At 60.8% G+C, this 16,245-nt stretch carries 14 protein-coding genes and 1 tRNA gene; 9 read left to right on the top strand and 6 right to left on the bottom strand.

Annotated elements, in window-relative coordinates:
- Positions 1-22 precede the first annotated feature (22 nt).
- On the bottom strand, positions 23-4,075 hold the full coding sequence (locus tag AC0JZ8_RS19705) for a PAS domain S-box protein (protein WP_471893256.1): 4,053 nt from the start codon (positions 4,073-4,075) through the stop codon (positions 23-25).
- A gap of 238 nt (positions 4,076-4,313) precedes the next feature.
- On the opposite strand from AC0JZ8_RS19705, the gene AC0JZ8_RS19700 reads away from it, so the two are divergent.
- Together AC0JZ8_RS19700 and AC0JZ8_RS19695 are read left to right on the top strand one after the other, a co-directional pair.
- Positions 4,314-4,760, top strand: coding sequence for a phasin (locus tag AC0JZ8_RS19700; RefSeq protein ID WP_325261819.1), 447 nt, complete (start codon positions 4,314-4,316; stop codon positions 4,758-4,760).
- A 141-nt stretch (positions 4,761-4,901) separates the two neighbouring features.
- Positions 4,902-4,978: transfer RNA gene (locus tag AC0JZ8_RS19695), tRNA-His, on the top strand.
- A gap of 22 nt (positions 4,979-5,000) precedes the next feature.
- Here AC0JZ8_RS19695 and AC0JZ8_RS19690 read toward each other — a convergent pair.
- Positions 5,001-5,465, bottom strand: coding sequence for a hypothetical protein (locus tag AC0JZ8_RS19690; protein WP_092661249.1), 465 nt, complete (start codon positions 5,463-5,465; stop codon positions 5,001-5,003).
- A 244-nt stretch (positions 5,466-5,709) separates the two neighbouring features.
- On the opposite strand from AC0JZ8_RS19690, the gene AC0JZ8_RS19685 reads away from it, so the two are divergent.
- Positions 5,710-5,955, top strand: a complete 246-nt coding sequence (locus AC0JZ8_RS19685) for a helix-turn-helix domain-containing protein (RefSeq protein WP_062579161.1) — start codon at positions 5,710-5,712, stop codon at positions 5,953-5,955.
- 63 nt (positions 5,956-6,018) lie between these two features.
- Here the strand turns inward: AC0JZ8_RS19685 and AC0JZ8_RS19680 are convergent, their stop codons facing one another.
- Positions 6,019-6,924, bottom strand: coding sequence for a LysR family transcriptional regulator (locus tag AC0JZ8_RS19680; protein WP_062453760.1), 906 nt, complete (start codon positions 6,922-6,924; stop codon positions 6,019-6,021).
- 123 nt (positions 6,925-7,047) lie between these two features.
- Here AC0JZ8_RS19680 and AC0JZ8_RS19675 point away from each other — a divergent pair, with 123 nt between their 5' ends.
- From AC0JZ8_RS19675 to AC0JZ8_RS19650, 6 genes are all read left to right on the top strand, one after another.
- Entirely contained in the window at positions 7,048-8,544 is a 1,497-nt protein-coding gene (locus AC0JZ8_RS19675; protein WP_471893255.1) for a CoA-acylating methylmalonate-semialdehyde dehydrogenase, read from the top strand.
- Between the two features lie 108 nt (positions 8,545-8,652).
- Positions 8,653-8,784 carry a hypothetical protein gene (locus AC0JZ8_RS19670; RefSeq protein ID WP_471893254.1) on the top strand — a complete coding sequence of 44 codons (132 nt, stop codon included), beginning with the start codon at positions 8,653-8,655 and terminating at the stop codon, positions 8,782-8,784.
- A gap of 122 nt (positions 8,785-8,906) precedes the next feature.
- Positions 8,907-9,383: an iron-responsive transcriptional regulator RirA gene (rirA, locus tag AC0JZ8_RS19665; RefSeq protein ID WP_062453758.1), complete on the top strand. Its 477-nt coding sequence runs from the start codon at positions 8,907-8,909 to the stop codon at positions 9,381-9,383.
- Between the two features lie 143 nt (positions 9,384-9,526).
- Positions 9,527-10,597 carry an AbrB family transcriptional regulator gene (locus tag AC0JZ8_RS19660; protein WP_113166252.1) on the top strand — a complete coding sequence of 357 codons (1,071 nt, stop codon included), beginning with the start codon at positions 9,527-9,529 and terminating at the stop codon, positions 10,595-10,597.
- A gap of 57 nt (positions 10,598-10,654) precedes the next feature.
- Positions 10,655-11,176 carry a gluconokinase gene (locus AC0JZ8_RS19655; RefSeq protein WP_471893253.1) on the top strand — a complete coding sequence of 174 codons (522 nt, stop codon included), beginning with the start codon at positions 10,655-10,657 and terminating at the stop codon, positions 11,174-11,176.
- A 184-nt stretch (positions 11,177-11,360) separates the two neighbouring features.
- On the top strand, positions 11,361-12,017 hold the full coding sequence (locus AC0JZ8_RS19650; RefSeq protein WP_062453755.1) for a TetR/AcrR family transcriptional regulator: 657 nt from the start codon (positions 11,361-11,363) through the stop codon (positions 12,015-12,017).
- 1 nt (position 12,018) lies between these two features.
- Here AC0JZ8_RS19650 and AC0JZ8_RS19645 read toward each other — a convergent pair whose 3' ends face one another.
- From AC0JZ8_RS19645 to AC0JZ8_RS19635, 3 genes are read right to left on the bottom strand one after another with little or no spacing between them, the layout of a single operon-like run.
- A complete protein-coding gene (locus tag AC0JZ8_RS19645) occupies positions 12,019-13,317 on the bottom strand; it encodes an NAD(P)/FAD-dependent oxidoreductase (protein WP_062453754.1) in 1,299 nt (432 codons plus the stop codon).
- A gap of 1 nt (position 13,318) precedes the next feature.
- The gene (locus tag AC0JZ8_RS19640; protein ID WP_092661257.1) at positions 13,319-14,677 is read right to left on the bottom strand and encodes a glutamine synthetase family protein; all 1,359 of its coding nucleotides are present in this window, start codon (positions 14,675-14,677) and stop codon (positions 13,319-13,321) included.
- 55 nt (positions 14,678-14,732) lie between these two features.
- Positions 14,733-15,980, bottom strand: a complete 1,248-nt coding sequence (locus tag AC0JZ8_RS19635; protein WP_062453752.1) for an NAD(P)/FAD-dependent oxidoreductase — start codon at positions 15,978-15,980, stop codon at positions 14,733-14,735.
- Positions 15,981-16,245: the final 265 nt, after the last annotated feature.

Genomic DNA, 16,245 nt, shown 5'->3' with positions numbered 1-16,245 from the left:
GCTGCCTTCTTTTTACGTGCGTTCAGTTGGCAAGCACCCGCTGCGGCGGAAAGGTGATTTCCACCAGCGTTCCCTCGTTCGGCGCCGAGCTGATCGAGAAGGCTGCCTTGTTTGCATCCACCATCGCCTTGGTAAGCGGCAGCCCGAGACCTGTTCCGTCGCCACGCTTGCGGGCAGCACCGGCAACCTGCCGGAAAGGCTTCATCGCAAGTTCCAGTTCCGCCCGGGTCATGCCGATCCCTGTATCGCGGATACGCAGCGCCACGCTGCCATTCGGCTCATAGGCGGTCGACACCACGATCTGCCCGCCCGATGGTGTAAACCGGATCGCATTCGACAGAATGTTGAGTGCGATCTGCTTGACCGAGCGCAGGTCGGCGACGACTTGCGGCACAGCCTGCGACAGCGCGGTGCGGATGATCACCCGTTGGCCGTTTGCCTGCGGCTGCACCAGCGACACGGCTTCCGATATCGTCTCGTTGAGGCCGACAGCGACGAAATCCAGCTCCATCTCGCCGGCTTCGATTTTCGAGATGTCGAGAAGGTCGTTGACGATGTCGAGTACGTGGCGACCGGACCGACCGATGTCGTTGGCATATTCGATATAGCGCGGATGGCCGATCGGGCCAAACCGCTCGCCGGCCATCATGTCTGAAAAGCCGATGATGGCGTTAAGCGGCGTGCGGATCTCGTGGCTGACATGCGCCAGGAAATCGCTCTTGTGGGCGTTGGCTGTCTCGGCGGCGCGCTTTGCCGTGCGAAGCTCGTCTTCGGTGCGCTTCCACTGGGTAATATCGCGGATCACGGCGCAATAACCGTTCGACGAGGTCAGCTTGCCGATCGTCATAAACAGCGGCAAGAACCCGCCGGACGCTTCGCGACCGATCACCTCGCGGCCATCGTTCAGCACGCTGGCAACGCCATGCCCGGCAAGTCCGGAAAGATAATCGACGATCGCCCGCTGGCTTTCATGGGCAAACAGCATCACGAACGGTTTGCCGTCGATTTCTTCCTGATCGTAGTTGAACAGCGCGCTTGCCGCCCTGTTCACCGAACGGATCTCGCCATCCGCACCGATCAGCACGACGCCATCGGTCGCAGTTTCCAGGATTGCACGCAACTCTTCGACTTCCACCTGCAGCCTGACCAACTGGTCGGCAGGGCGGACCGTTCGGGCAACCGTACGGATTTCCGCGCCCGGGTGATCGGACAGCGAGTTTGCTTCCGACGCGTCGGATGTCGTCGGCATCAGCGCCAGCATCAGGGCCGTCGTGTCGTCCCAGCGAACCGATTGCAGACGTGCGGTCACCGGCAGGATCTCGTCGTCGGCACGCACCACCACCATGCCGCTTGGTCTCGCACCATCGTCATCGAAGTCCTGGCGCTGCAAGAGGGCATCCAGACCGCCGACCTCTTCCAGTTCCTCAAGTGATGCATAGCCGGTCAGCTTGAGGAATTCCGGATTGCAATGGATCAGCGTGTCGCCGTTGTGAACGAGCAGTGCCACCGGCATCTGGTCGACAATCTCGGCGGAGAGGCCGATGCGCTCGCGCACCGGGATCATGCTCAGCAGAGGGACGTCGGATGGCTCGACATGCTCTGGCTCCGGCGCAACATCTGCGGGCTCAAGCATTGCTGCAGCCGGGATTTCCGTGCCAGCGTCGTCCTCGCTGTCGCTCTGGTTCTCGTTTGCAGCGACAGGCGGGAAGTCCGAGGCGAGGTGGTCGTCAACAGCGCTGCCGTCGAGATCCGTTTCGGATGCCTCGATGCTATGGCCTTCGTCGCCCGCCTGAGCGACAATCTCAGCCTCATCCGACACGTGGTCTTCTGCGGCCGGTGCCTCTTCGGCGGAAAGCACCTCTTCTTCGGATGCCATGTCTGAAGCAGGCTGCTCCTGCCAAGGATTGGTCACATCAGTCTCATCTGCCACTGGCTCTGAAACGTCAGTATTCTCCGCGGAAATCTCGCTTGCGGGGGAAGCTTTGCTCGGCGCTGGTTCAGTCGGCGCAGTCTCGGCGTTTGCTGGCGTTTCTTCCGTTGCGCGGTCGAGCTGGCGCCCAATCTCGCGGAAGGCCGCCTGTTCGACCGGCGTCAGGCGGGCGCGGTGTTCTTCGAGCTGGATGACCTTGTCGGACTGGCGACGGCCGGGGTTCTCGACCAGCCGCAGCGCAGGACGCTCACCGGCTGGCCACTCGAGCGGGGCAGCGTCGGAACGGTCGCTATCGGAATAGGTGGTTCCGTAGATGGCGCTATCAGACGGGGACGTTGCTTCCGGCTCCTCCTGTTGCGCTTCCGTCGCCACCGGGCGGTCTTCCAGAACGTCGGAGACCTGCTCGGCGTCATCGGATGGCAGATCGGCGGCGTTTACCGCGTCCTCGATGCCCGGTTCTTCAGTCTCCTTGACCGCTTCATCCTCGACCGTCGTCGGCGAAAGCGTCAGGCCGGTGGCGTCAGGATCATCCTTGGCGTCGGCGATCCGCACGATGCCGAAGCCGCGGAAGCCGTCGAATTCGCGACTGCGGGTATAGGTGGGCAGTGCCGCCAGATCGACCGGCACGACAAGTGCCGTGCCCTCTACCGGCCACCAGATGGTTTTGCCCGACCAGGTGTCGCGCTTGCCGAGCAGTTCGGTAATGCGGCCCTCCGGATCGAGATGGAAGAGAGCGGCGAGGTCGGAAAACGCCATGCCGACAACATCTGCCGCATGCGGTCCCACGGCCTTGGCGAATTCTCCCGAGACCTCTGTAAACTGCCCATCGGCATCGATCTTCCAGACGAAACGCACAGCGCGTGAATCGCGGCTGAACACAAAGCCTTCCACGTCGCCGGATGCATCGGGCTCGGCAACCGTAGTTTCTGGAGCGGCGACCGATATCAGAGCCTGCTCGCTCCGTGTTTCGGCCGGCTCGGATGCATCCCCTGCCTCCGGTGCCGGAAGGCGGTCTTCCGCGATCTCGTCCGAGGCTTCCGCGATCTCATGCGCCGGAATGTCTTCGACAATATCCTCCGACACGATGTCTTCGGCAACTGCTTCCGGAGCGGGCTCCAGATCGACTTCTTCACTCTCCGGCTCTACCGCCGCCGCTTCTTCAACTGGTACGTCGCCATCGACCGGCGCGTCAGCAACCGTAGCTGCGTCGTTAACCGCGGTTACCGCAGCCTCTATTTCCGCAACCGGCTCCGGCTGCTCGGCGGGCTCGTAAATTTCTTCGTCCGCCGCAGTCTCTTCAATCGCGACCGTGTTGATCTCGGTTGCCTCTGCCGCCGTCACGGTTTCAGGAAGCTCGAACTCTTCCTGAGCCTCAACATCGTCCTCGATCGCGGCAAGGGCGTCGATGACCGCAGTCTCGTCGTCGGGCACCATCGCAACGACGCCGGGATCAACCAAGGTTTGCGGGGTAACCGCGTCATCGGTCGCCATATCGACAGTGAACAGAATGTAGAGGGCAGGGGCGTCCGAAAGCTTGCCGATGGCAGCCGGAAGGTTGCCCTTGGCGGTCGTGATCGGGCGTTTGGCAAGCCGGCTGGGATCGGCGGATGCCGTCGCCGAAAGCGTCGTGATCGCCGCTTCCGATATGTCGAGACTTTCAAAACGCTCGGAGGCAGCGGCAACCTTGCCTGCCGCGTCAACGATAGCGATATGGGTGTCTGCTTCCTCGAAGCCCTCGATCATCCGCTCCGCACGCTCGGCGATCGTTGCAAGCTCCCGCTCGGGTGCTGCCGAAAAGAGAATGGCCCGCTCGCCATGGACTTCGACAAGTTCACAGGCCCCGCGAAGCACGACCCGTTGGAAACCGGAAATAACGCGGACTGCGAGGCCTCTTGTATCGCCGACCTTGGCAAGCTGGCGGGCGGTTGCCTCGACCTGGCGAAAGGCCACGTCGGCGCGGTTCGGCCCCTGATCGATCAGGTCGTAGATCGAGCCAAATCCGAAGAGCGCTGCACCGCGTCCGTTCGCCCACAGAGGCATGCGCATGTCGGAGGAAAACAGCACGATTCCGTCGCCCGCTGCAAAGCGTTCCCTGACGCGCTCGTGGACGGCGATGTCGATGAAAGGGTACTGTACAGAGGACATGAACGACCTGTCGGTTAACTACCGGCATTCCTGAGAGACTTAATCCTTCGTTAATACCTTGCCCCCCTTCCGGGGTCCACAGGCCGACCGGTTAAACCTCCGTCAGGGTTAACGACGGCGCTTTTGTGCGCCGCACAAATTCGTTGCGCGGCACAACGTTTGCGATTATATTTCAGGCATCCAACTCCGGCTTTTGCCCATTTAAAAGTCGGGGTAGGGCCTTGGAGGAGCTTTCGCGATGGCACACGGCACAGAAGAGATGTTTTCGTTTTCCGCTTTCGATCCCATGAAGCTTGGCGAACGCCTTCGCGACTTTGCCGGGCAGGGCGCAAGCCAGTCCAGTGAAGCCTATGCTAGGATGAAAGCCGCGACAGAGGAAGCCACCATGGCGGTGGAATCCACAGTTCACACGGCCCAGTCCGGTTCCGTTGAACTCGGGCTTAAGGCAATGGAAGCGTTCCGGTCCAATGCGGATCTGTCGCTCTCGCACATGCAGGCGCTGCTCGGCGTCAAATCAGCGTCGGAATTCTTCGAATTGCAGACCTCGTTCATCCGCCGTCAGGCAGAGGCGACGGTCGAGCAGGCAAAATCCATGCAGGACATGGCCCGCCAGCTTGCAGAAGACGTGTCGCGGCCGGGCAAGGACGCTGCCAAAAAGGCAATGGCAAATTTCCGAACCGCTTGATCGCGACCAGCGCATCACGCCCATATTCCATGGCCGCCGACTGGGCGGCCATTCCATTTTTGGCTTCGTTCTCTCAAAAGGGGCTTGCCAAACGCTGCCGATGGCAGTATCTGCACCGGCGACGCGATTTAGGCGTCTTGTGCGGTTGTAGCTCAGTTGGTTAGAGCGCAGGCTTGTGGCGCCTGAGGTCAGTGGTTCGACCCCACTCAACCGTACCACTTCTTTTCCTGGAATTTCAGATCAGTGAAGCGGCTTGTCGCCGGCAATCCGCATGGCGTCCTGAAACACACGGCCGAGCCTGGCGCGTTCTTCGCCCAGTTGGACCAGGGCCTTGTTGAACCGCCGCGCTACGGCAGCATCGATATCGCTCCGCCGGACCTGGTTTGGTTTCTGGCCATCCTGCGATTTGACAATCATCGGGCGACCGATGTTTTCCTGAAACTGCGCCAATGTCATGCCCGCCTTCAGCAACAGCGTGCGCATATGAGTCCTGTTTTCGGTCGCAAGCGTCAACCGGAAAGCATTGACCAGCGAGTCCTTGGAGGCCGGCAGGTCGCGCACGTCGAAGAGGTCGTTCTTCGTCTCGTGTTCGCGCAAATAGGTCAGGTGAAGCTCCACAAGGCGATGCGCCGCCTCGAGAATGTCAGCATCGGTGCTTCCGGGTATACCCAGATTTTCAAAACGTTTCGAACTCGACTGATGCATATTGACGTCCCTATTCGAGCAGAGAACGCGCGAAGACTGTTTTTGTTCGAAAAAGCGGCAAACAACGAGCTCGGATCTGCGACGACGCTCAACACTTTTTGTTGCAGTGCAGCGAATGCCCTTGCCGTGGGGGCATCAATGCATATCTATTGCGCTCTGGCGGCACGAATATTGTGCAGTCGAACTTCGGGCTGCTTGCCCCCTTCACTGCCTAACGGCAGATTTTGACGGAAGGAAGATTACCATGACGGTTTCCATTAATAACTTTCGTGCCTCGACAGAACAGGTTCTCGCACCGGATCAGGTGGCTGGGTTGATTGCCCAGGCGCGCCAGGCTGCCGGCTACAGCATCGACGATCTTGCCGTTACGACCGGATTGGTCACGGACGAGATCGTGGGTATGGAGAACGGCACGGATTTCGATCCTGCCAAGTTGAAGCGCATCGCAAATGCCCTCAAGATGCCGATGTCGGTTCTGAAGGCGTCGTAATCGCAGACGTCCGGCCTATCATGCTGGACGCTGTGAATGCTTAAGGCCCGCTTCTCGCGGGCTTTATTTTTGTCCGGACGGCGGTTTCCACACGAAGATCCGCGCTTCCTCCTGAATGACTTCCCGCAGGAAATCCGCGACGGTTCGAACCCGCACCAGGTTCCTGGCCGTCTCGTGATAACTGCTCCAATAGGCCCGGCGAATGGAGATGTCCGGAAGGATGCGGGTCAGGTTCATGTCCTGCGAAGCGACATAGTCGTGCAGAATGCCGATCCCGGCGCCGGACCGCACCGCTTCGATCTGGCCGATTGCGCTCGAAATCTCGAACCCGGCATCCCAGTTGCGCATCACCTCGCCGGTGAAGTTCAGCGACGGGGAAAAGATCAGGTCTTCCACATAACCGATCCGCGCATGGTCCTTGAGCGCCTCGATACTGTCGGGCACGCCTGCGTCCTGGAGATAGGCTTTCGAGGCGTAGAGGCCGAGCGTGTAATCCGTCAGCCGCGATGAGACCAGGCGCCCCTGTTCTGGCCGGTCGATCGTGATTGCGATATCCGCTTCCCGTTGCGACAGCGAAAACGAGCGCGGCACCGGCACCAGTTGCAGTTTCAGCTGCGGATGCCGCTTCGTCAGCATTCCCAGGCGCGAGGCCAGGAAGTGCACGCCGAACCCGTCGGGCGCGCCGACCCGCACGGTACCGGCAATTGCCGCGTCGATCCGACCGGTACTCGCCTGCGCGTCCAGCATCTCCGTCTCGATCCGCTCGGCGGCCCGCAGAAACACCTCTCCCTCAGGCGTCAACTCGCAGCCATTGGTGCGGCGGATCAGCAGCCGCGTGCGAAGATCCTCTTCCAGCGCTGATATCCGTCGCCCGACCGTCGCATGGTTGATCCCGAGCCGACGGGATGCCGCAAGAATTTGTCCGCTGCGCGCGACAGCGAGGAAAAGCCGCAGGTCATCCCAGTTCATCGTTACCTCCAGGGCGGGTATCGTTGTGTCGAATTTCGCACAACGGATGCGTAAACCATGGCGTTGCCTTGTGCAAATTGACGCGTATCCTCGCCGCTTACAATTTCAAGAAGGAGGATCACCATGTACGAGATCGGTCATTTCATCGGCGGCAAGCATGTTGCCGGTACGAGCGGGCGCACGGCCAATGTCTTCAATCCGGCAACGGGCGAAGTCCAGGCGACCGTGGCGCTTGCGAGCGATGCGGATCTGAATGCAGCCGTCGAGAATGCCAAGGCTGCCCAGCCGAACTGGGCCGCCACCAACCCGCAGCGCCGCGCCCGCGTCTTTATGAAGTTCGTCCAGTTGTTGAATGACAACATGGATGAACTTGCCGAGATGCTGTCGCGCGAGCATGGCAAGACGATCGAGGATGCCAAGGGCGACATCGTTCGCGGTCTTGAAGTCTGTGAATTCGTCATCGGCATCCCGCATCTTTCCAAAAGCGAGTTCACCGAGGGTGCCGGTCCGAACATCGACATGTATTCCATTCGGCAAGCGGTCGGCATCGGTGCCGGCATCACGCCGTTCAACTTCCCGGCGATGATCCCGATGTGGATGTTTGCACCCGCGATTGCCTGCGGCAATGCCTTCATCCTGAAGCCCTCCGAGCGCGATCCGTCCGTGCCGATGCGTCTGGCCGAACTGATGATCGAGGCAGGCCTTCCGGCTGGCATTTTGAACGTCGTCAACGGCGACAAGTCCGCGGTCGATGCGATCCTGACGCATCCGGACATTTCTGCCGTCTCGTTTGTCGGCTCGACGCCGATCGCCCGCTATGTCTACGGAACCGCCGCCATGAACGGCAAGCGCGCACAGTGCTTCGGCGGCGCCAAGAACCACATGATCATCATGCCGGATGCCGATCTCGACCAGGCCGCCAACGCCCTGATGGGCGCCGGTTACGGCTCGGCCGGCGAGCGCTGCATGGCGATCTCGGTTGCGGTCCCGGTTGGCGAGGAAACCGCCAACCGCCTGATCGAGAAGCTGACACCGATGGTCGAATCCCTGCGCATCGGTCCCTACACGGACGAAAAGGCCGACATGGGTCCTGTCGTCACCAAGGAAGCCAAGGAGCGTATTCTCGGCCTGATCAACAAGGGTGTCGAAGAGGGCGCAAACCTCGTTGTCGATGGCCGCGATTTCAAGCTGCAGGGCTACGAAAACGGCAATTTCGTCGGCGGCTGCCTGTTCGACAACGTCACGCCCGACATGGACATCTATAAGACCGAAATCTTCGGCCCTGTCCTGTCAGTGGTGCGCGCCAAGACTTATGAGGAAGCGCTCGACCTGCCGATGCGCCATGAATACGGCAATGGTGTTGCGATCTATACCCGCGACGGCGATGCCGCCCGCGACTTCGCCTCGCGGATCAATATCGGGATGGTCGGCGTCAACGTTCCGATCCCGGTGCCGCTCGCCTATCACTCCTTTGGCGGCTGGAAGTCCTCGTCCTTCGGCGACCTCAACCAGCATGGCACGGATTCGATCAAGTTCTGGACCCGCACCAAGACGGTAACCAGCCGCTGGCCCACAGGCATCAAGGATGGCGCCGAATTCGTCATGCCCGTCATGAAGTAAGCCCGACTGTCGAATAGACACGCTCCGCCGCATTCTCGTGCGGCGGAGACATTGACCTCTTCCTAGGCGCTGCTAATTTACACATTCGTGTGAGGGGGAGTGTTCATCATGAATTACGAGTGGGACGTTTCGCGCGCGCGCCGCATCCGCCTGGCGAAAATCGGCATAACGTTTCTGGCGGCGACCTTCCTGTTTGCAGTTCCAGTCTGGTTTGCGGTACACATGGGCCTTGCCGAATAATGCCGGCAATAAAGCGCGTCATCGGCAACGCAGCGTTCAAGGGCAATTTCGCAAACTTTGGAATTGTTCAAAACTAGCAAACCCACTATGTATGGGGCCGTGACGAGTCTCGGGAGACGAATATGCGCCTGACAAAGCAGACCAACTACGCCGTTCGCATGCTCATGTACTGTGCTGCGAACGAGGGGAAGCTCAGCCGCATCCCGGAGATCGCGCGCGCCTATGGCGTGTCCGAACTGTTTCTCTTCAAGATCCTGCAGCCTTTGACCAAGGCCGGCCTGGTCGAGACCGTTCGCGGCAGAAACGGCGGTGTTCGCCTCGGTCGCGCTGCCGACCGTATCACTCTGTTTGATGTGATCCGCGTGACGGAAGACAGTTTCGCGATGGCCGAATGTTTCGAGGAGGGCGTCGCCGAATGTCCTCTGGTCGATAGCTGTGGTCTCAACTCGGCACTTCGCAAGGCGCTGAATGCCTTCTTCGACGTGCTGGCAGACTATACGATCGACGATCTGGTCAAGGCGCGCCCGCAGATCAACTTCCTGCTCGGGATCGATCCGCCGCCAGCAATCGCCAAGATGGTCGCGGCACCGGCCGCCTGATCTCAATACAGATCTCATCGCAGCATCAGTTTAGCGGCCCGGCAGGTTGACCTCCGGGCTGTCTTCTTTAGGAGTAGGCAACGTTTCCTTTATTGATGGCCCCTTGAGCCTGGCTCCGGGTGGTCACCCAGATATTCGTTGCCATGCCCTTTTCCCAACTGCGTGAATTTGCCCTGACCGCGCTGGTCGGTGCCGGCGGTGCGCTGATCGCCGCGATGATCGGCTTCCCCGCTCCCTATCTGATCGGTCCGGCGCTGGCCGTGTCGCTTGCGGGTATCGCAGGCCTCACCCTTTCGATCCCGAAAATCGTCCGGAACGGCTGCTTCATCGTCATCGGCATCTCGATGGGGGCGACCGTCACGCCCGACATCCTGGTGGCGATCAAGCGCTGGCCGCTAAGCTTTGTGATGGTCATGGTTACCGTCACGGCCCTGCTTTACGTCGCGGCCTGGGTCATGCAGCGTTTCTTCCATTACGACCGCACCACGGCTTTCCTCGCAGCTTCGCCGGGACATCTGAGCTACGTCCTCAGTCTTGCCGCTGACATGCGTTGCGACCAGCGAACGGTCGGCATTTCCCAGAGCGTGCGCGTGCTTCTGTTGACGATCAGCGTACCCCTGATTGTCACAGCATTTGATCTTGGCGGCGGAGATAGTGTCGCTCAGGTCATCGCGATGGACCTGCCGATGCTGTTGGGCATCCTTGCGGTGTCGACCGTCATCGGCATGCTCTTCCTGCGCTGGAAGCTTCCCGCAGCCCTTCTGCTCGCCGGCACACTGGTTTCGATCTCCACCCACGTGACATCGTTCGCCACCGGTGGCGTTCCCTCCTGGCTCATTGTCCCCGTCTATATCCTTCTCGGCGCCAACATCGGAACGCGCTTTTGCGGAATCTCGCTTCTCGAGGTGCGCACAGCGCTCGTATCCGGCCTCGTGGTCACGGTGATCGTCTCGGTCATGGCGGCGGCCATGGCCGGCACCGTCTCGTATGTCCTGGACATACCGCTCGATGCGGCCCTGATCGCGTTTTCGCCCGGTGGGCTGGAGACCATGGCGGCGATGGCGGTCATGCTGCATGCCGACCCGACCTATGTCGGCGCCCATCACGTCCTGCGCCTGATCTTTCTGTCGATCCTGATGCCGTTTGCGCTCGGGCGCGATGAAACGGGTCCGGGCAAGTCCGCGACTGGCGTTGAAGATCGCCGGGACTTGTGATCTGTCGCTCAATGCGGTTGAAGGAGACCGGCTGTCGATATCAAAGAGGAGCAACCAATGAGCAAACAGGCTGGCAGAGCCATCATCGTCATGGGCGTCAGCGGCGCTGGAAAGAGTTCCGTCGCTGAGCGTCTGGCAGAGAGCCTGAATTGCCGCTTCATGGAAGGCGACAGTCTGCATCCGCAGTCCAATGTCGACAAGATGGCGCAGGGAACACCGCTTACCGATGAAGACCGCTGGCCCTGGCTCGATGTGATCGGCGAGAAGATCGCCGAGTCGCTCGCGCGTTCAGAAGACCTCGTGGTGACCTGCTCTGCACTGAAAGTCGTCTACCGCGAACGACTGCGCAGCGCTGCGGGTGGCAAGCTGACCTTCGTGTTTCTCAAAGGAAGTCAGGAGCTGTTGAGCCGCCGGATGGGCGAGCGCAAGGGCCATTTCATGCCGACGTCGCTGTTGCAAAGCCAGCTCGCCACGCTGGAAAGCCCCGAGGGTGAAGCAGGCGTCGTGACCGTCGACATTGACGCCACGCTCGACCGCATCGTGGCAGATGCCGTAGCGGGGCTGACGGATACGATATGACACGCGATCCTAATTCAAGATAAACTGTTTGAGTGTCGAATTATTTTCAAAATTCTAATGCTTTCGGTGATCCGACATGCCTGACTTGCCGTACAACGCAAACTTATAATGTAACTATGCTGCCAGGTGCCTCTCTTATCGCCTCGTCCAGTATAGGCGACAGGGCGTACGGAGAGAGTTGCGGATGCGAGATTCGATGCAGAGTGCAGGCGGGAGTTCACTTCGTCGGGTACCGAAACAGGAAAGAAGCCGCGAACGCATTGATGATATCCTGAAGGTCTCGATGGAGCTGATCGGCGAAAAGGGTATCGATGCGGTCACGATGAAGGAGATTGCGTCTCTTTCAGGTGGTCCGATCGCCTCCGTCTACCAGTATTTCCCCAACAAGTCGGCGATCATCGCCATGCTCCATGAGCGCTATGTCGAGGAAGTCCGCGGTATTATCGTCGGACATATTCCACAGATCTCGACGGCCGAAGACGCGCTGGATGCAACGGACGTTCTTTTCGACCTCTATTACACCCGCATGCGCGAAAAGCCGTCGACCCAGGATCTGTTGAACGCCATCCAGGCCGACAAGGCGCTGGCAGACCGTGACATTACCGAAACCCGCTTCCAGGCCGACCTCTTCTTCGAGATCACCAAGCGGTTCGTCAGCGAACAGCTTTGGGAGAACTACGCCCGCACACTGTTTCTTATGTTCCACATGGCCGCGGCAACATTGCGTCTGGCGCTGATGGTGACGGAAGACGAGGCAGCCAAAATCGTTGCACAGTTCAAGTCGATCGTGCGGGCACAGTCGACCTATTACTTCAAAGGCAGTTTTCCCGCATCGCTGTAAGCTACAGCCCGAGTTTGTCCCGCATGCCGTACCACCAGGCCCCAAGCGCGGTGAGCGGCACGCGGAACGCCCGCCCGCCCGGGAAGGGTAGGTTGGGCAGGGATGCCCAGGTATCGAACCTCTCCGCATGGCCGGCAACCGCCTCACCAAGGATCTTGCCGAGCAGATGCGTGGTGGTCACGCCGTGGCCGCTGTCGCCGTGCGAGAAGAACACGGTGTCGGACAGCTTTCCCACATGCGGAATGCGGGTCAGCGTCAGTGCGAAATTGCCGCTCCACGCGTAGTCGATCCTGACATTCTTCAGCTGCGGGAAGGTCTTGAGCATGTTCGGGCGGATCACGCCCGTCAGGTCCTTCGGGTCGCTGCCGCCATAGCCGATGCCGCCACCGTAGAGCAGACGGTTGTCGGCGGTGCGGCGATAGTAATCGAGAATGTAATTGGCATCCTCGACGCAGTAATTTGCGGGCAGAAGGCGCTCAATCAGGCCCGCATCCAGCGGCTCCGTCGCCATCACCTGGCTCGAAACCGGCATCATCCGGCCATGGATCTCCGGCAGCAGCGGCGATAGATAGGCGTTGCCGCACACCAGCACATAGGATGCCGTGACACGACCCTTGTCGGTTCTGACCACGGGCTTTGCCGTCTGGTCGATACCCACCACCCGCGATCCCTCGAAAATCTGCGCGCCCAGGCTTTCGGCAGCTGCCGCTTCCCCGAGCACGAGGTTGAGCGGGTGAATATGGCCACCCTTCCTGTCGATCATGCCGCCGGCATAGCGGTCGCTTTTCACATAGCGTCCGACGTCTGCCTTCGAGACCATCTCCAGCCCGTCATGGCCGTGCTGTTCCCAGACGGCCTTGTGCAGCTCCATCTCGCGCACCTGCTTGTCCGTAAAGGCCGCGAAGAAACCGCCGGGCACGAGATCGCAGTCGATCCCGTATTGCGCTACGCGGGCGCGGATGATCTCGCCGCCTTCGAGCGACATCGCGCCAAGCTGCACGGCCTTGTCGCGCCCGTAGCGTCCGGCGATCGTTTCCAGATCGCGGCTATAGCCGTTGACGATCTGCCCGCCATTGCGGCCCGAAGCGCCGAAGCCGATCCGCTCCGCCTCCAGCACCACGACGGAATAGCCGCGCTCGGCCAGTTCGAGAGCGGCCGAGATGCCGGAAAAGCCCGCGCCGATCACGCAGACATCGGCCTCGATCTCGCCCTCGAGGGCAGGGCGCACACGCTTGTCATTGGCCGAGGCGGCATACCAGGAATTGGCGTGGCGGGGATTGTCTGCGGGTTTGAAAGCCATCTTACACCGTCCTGATATAGGCGTCGTATTCGACGTCGGTCACCCGCAGAGAAAATTCCGACAGCTCCTGCTGCTTGCAGGCCGTGTAGAGCGACCGGTATTTCGGCCCGAGCGTCGCGTAGGCGAACGTGGAGCGGGAAAACTGCTGCAGCGCATAGTCCCAGTTGGTCGGCAGCGGTTCGTGGCTGATCGCATGGTCGTCGCCGGTAATCGCCCCGCCCGGATTGCGCTTTTCCTTGATGCCGGCAAGGGCTGCACTGAGGATCATCGCCAGCACAAGATAGGGATTGGTGTCGGAACCTGCAACGCGGTGCTCGATGCGGGTCGCCGGCTTCGACGCGGTGATGACGCGCACGGCGGCCGAGCGGTTGTCGAAGCCCCAGGAGGCATAGGTCGGGGCATGTTCGGAAGGGCGCAGGCGCCGGTAGGAATTGGCATGCGGGGCAAACACCGCCATGCTTTCCCCCATGTTTTCCAAAAGCCCGCCCACCGAATGAAACAGCGCCTCGGACGGCCCGTTCTCGCCCATATAGACATTGCGGCCGTCGCTATCGATCAGCGAGAAATGCACATGCATGCCGCTTCCGGCCTGCGTGCCATAGGGCTTTGCCATGAACGTCGCGTCGAGATCGTTGGCGCGCGCCACGCCCTTGACGATCCGCTTGAGGAGCACCGCATAATCGGCAGCCTTCAGCGCGTCTGGCACGTGGTTGAGGTTGATCTCATACTGGCCCGGGCCGTTTTCCCGCAGTGTCGTATCGGCCGGTATCCCTTGCGCCCTCGCTGCAGAGGCGATGCCGTGGAAGACATTCTCGAAATCCTGCAGCTCGGAAATCGAGAGCACCTGTGTCTGGCCCGTATGCCAGCGGCCCTCGCGTGAATTCGGTGGCCGCACCGGGTCGATCGCCGAACGGATCGGGTCGATCAGGTAGAATTCCAGCTCCGTCGCCACGACCGGCGTCAGGCCGATCCGCTCGAAACCTTTGAGAACATTCGCCAGCACCTGGCGCGGATCGCCGTAAAATCCGGTCCCGTCCTGCTCGTTCATGCCCAGTAGAACCTGCGCCGTTGGCCGCTTCAGCCATGTCACACGCGACAGCGTGTCGGCGATGGGAAAGCAGATGCCATCCGGATCACCCGTGCCCTCCGCAAGGCCCGCGGCATTGACGTCGCGTCCCCAGACGTCGAGCGCGTAGACCGAGCGCGGCATCGCCATGCCCTTTGAGAGCACGTCGAGCGCCCGTTCGCGCGGGATCCACTTGCCCCGCGGCACGCCGTTGACGTCGATCACGAAGGCTTCGAGAACCTCGATATCGGGATTGTCATCGAGAAAGGTCCGGGCTGTATCGATCGTATCCATGAAAACACCGGTAGCCCAGACTTTCTCCTGCCGCTAGACCAAATGAAGAAGAGGGTCAGACGTTAAACCGCTCCGGCCTGTAAGCGGATATGTCGATCCGGGTCTTTTCGCCCATCATCGCTTCCGCGATGACCTGACCCGTGACCGGACCGAGCGTCAGGCCGTGATGCGCATGGCCGAAGGCGAACCACAATCCGTCGTGACGCGGCGCCTTGCCGATGACAGGCATCATATCCGGCGTGCAGGGGCGGGCGCCCATCCAGGGCTCCTTGTCCAGCCGCTCACCAAGCGGGAAGATCTCGCGTGCCACAGCTTCGGCGCGGGCAAGCTGAACCGGCGTCTTCGGCGCATCGCGGCGCGCAAATTCGGCACCGGTCGTCAGCCGGATCCCCTGGTTCATCGGGGCCAGGAAATAGCCGCGCTCTGCATCCATCGTCCAGCCGTTGAGCTTGGCATTGCCCTTTGGCGCATAATGCATGTGGTAGCCGCGCTTGACGCCGACGAGGAAATTGTAGCCGAGCGGCTTGGTCACCGTGTCCGACCACGGACCAAGCGCGACCACGACATCCTTCGCCTCGACCACGCCTTCGCCGGCAATGATGCGCCAGCCGGTCGCGGTCTTCGAAAGGCTCTTTGCGTCACCCGTCAGAACCCTGCCGCCAAGCTTTTCGAACAGCGCCACATAGGCACGCGTCAGCGCGAGCGGATCCTTGACCGCCCACGGGTCTTCCCATTTCAGCGCGCCGATGAAATCGTCGGAGAGATTGGGTTCCGCAACCGCAAGTTCCGCAGGCGTCAGAACTTTGAAGGAAAGGTCGTATTCACGCTTCAGTCGGTCGGCCTCGCGCACCGTCTCGTCGAGCTTGGCCTGCGAGCGGAACACTTCCTGCCAGCCGTTCTTGGCAATCAGATCCTCGGCGCCCGCCTCGCGGATCAGTTCGTCATGGGTGGCGATCGAATGCTCGATCAGCGGCGCATAGGCGCGCGCGATCAGCTCATGCCTCGGCACGTTGGAATGCCACCAGTATTTTGCCAGAAACGAGGAGACCGACGGCATCGCGCTCCAGTGAAAATGCGCGTCGATGCGGTTGTTCCTGGCATAGCGCAGGATCTGGGCGAACTGCTGGGGAAAGCTGTAGGGGACAACGCCCTCGCGCTGGATCAGGCCGGCATTGCCGTAGGAGGTTTCCATCCCGGGCTCCCTGCGGTCCACCAGGGCGACCGATTTTCCCCGCCGCGCCAATTGCAGAGCCGTCGAAACACCGATGATGCCGGCGCCGAGAACGATCACATCCGCTGCCATGATATTGAATCCATATGAGATAACTGAGCAGGTCACCATGACGCCGGGTCAGGCGCAGCGCAAATGAAAATTGCAGCGGCCGCCTGGATATCCAAGGGGTGAGGAGCGCTTGTGGAACTTGATCTAAATCAAATATAGCTTGACGCAACCAAGTTTGCGCTCCTAAGTCGATGACGCACTGACGGCCACCAGAACTTGCAGATGCACGCTTTGCAGACGCAATATCCTGCCGCGACCGCCGAATTTCTCTCTTGTCGCGCCCTCC

This window comes from Velazquezella soli (assembly GCF_977018685.1).
This window is presented reverse-complemented; position numbering and strand designations above follow the sequence as displayed.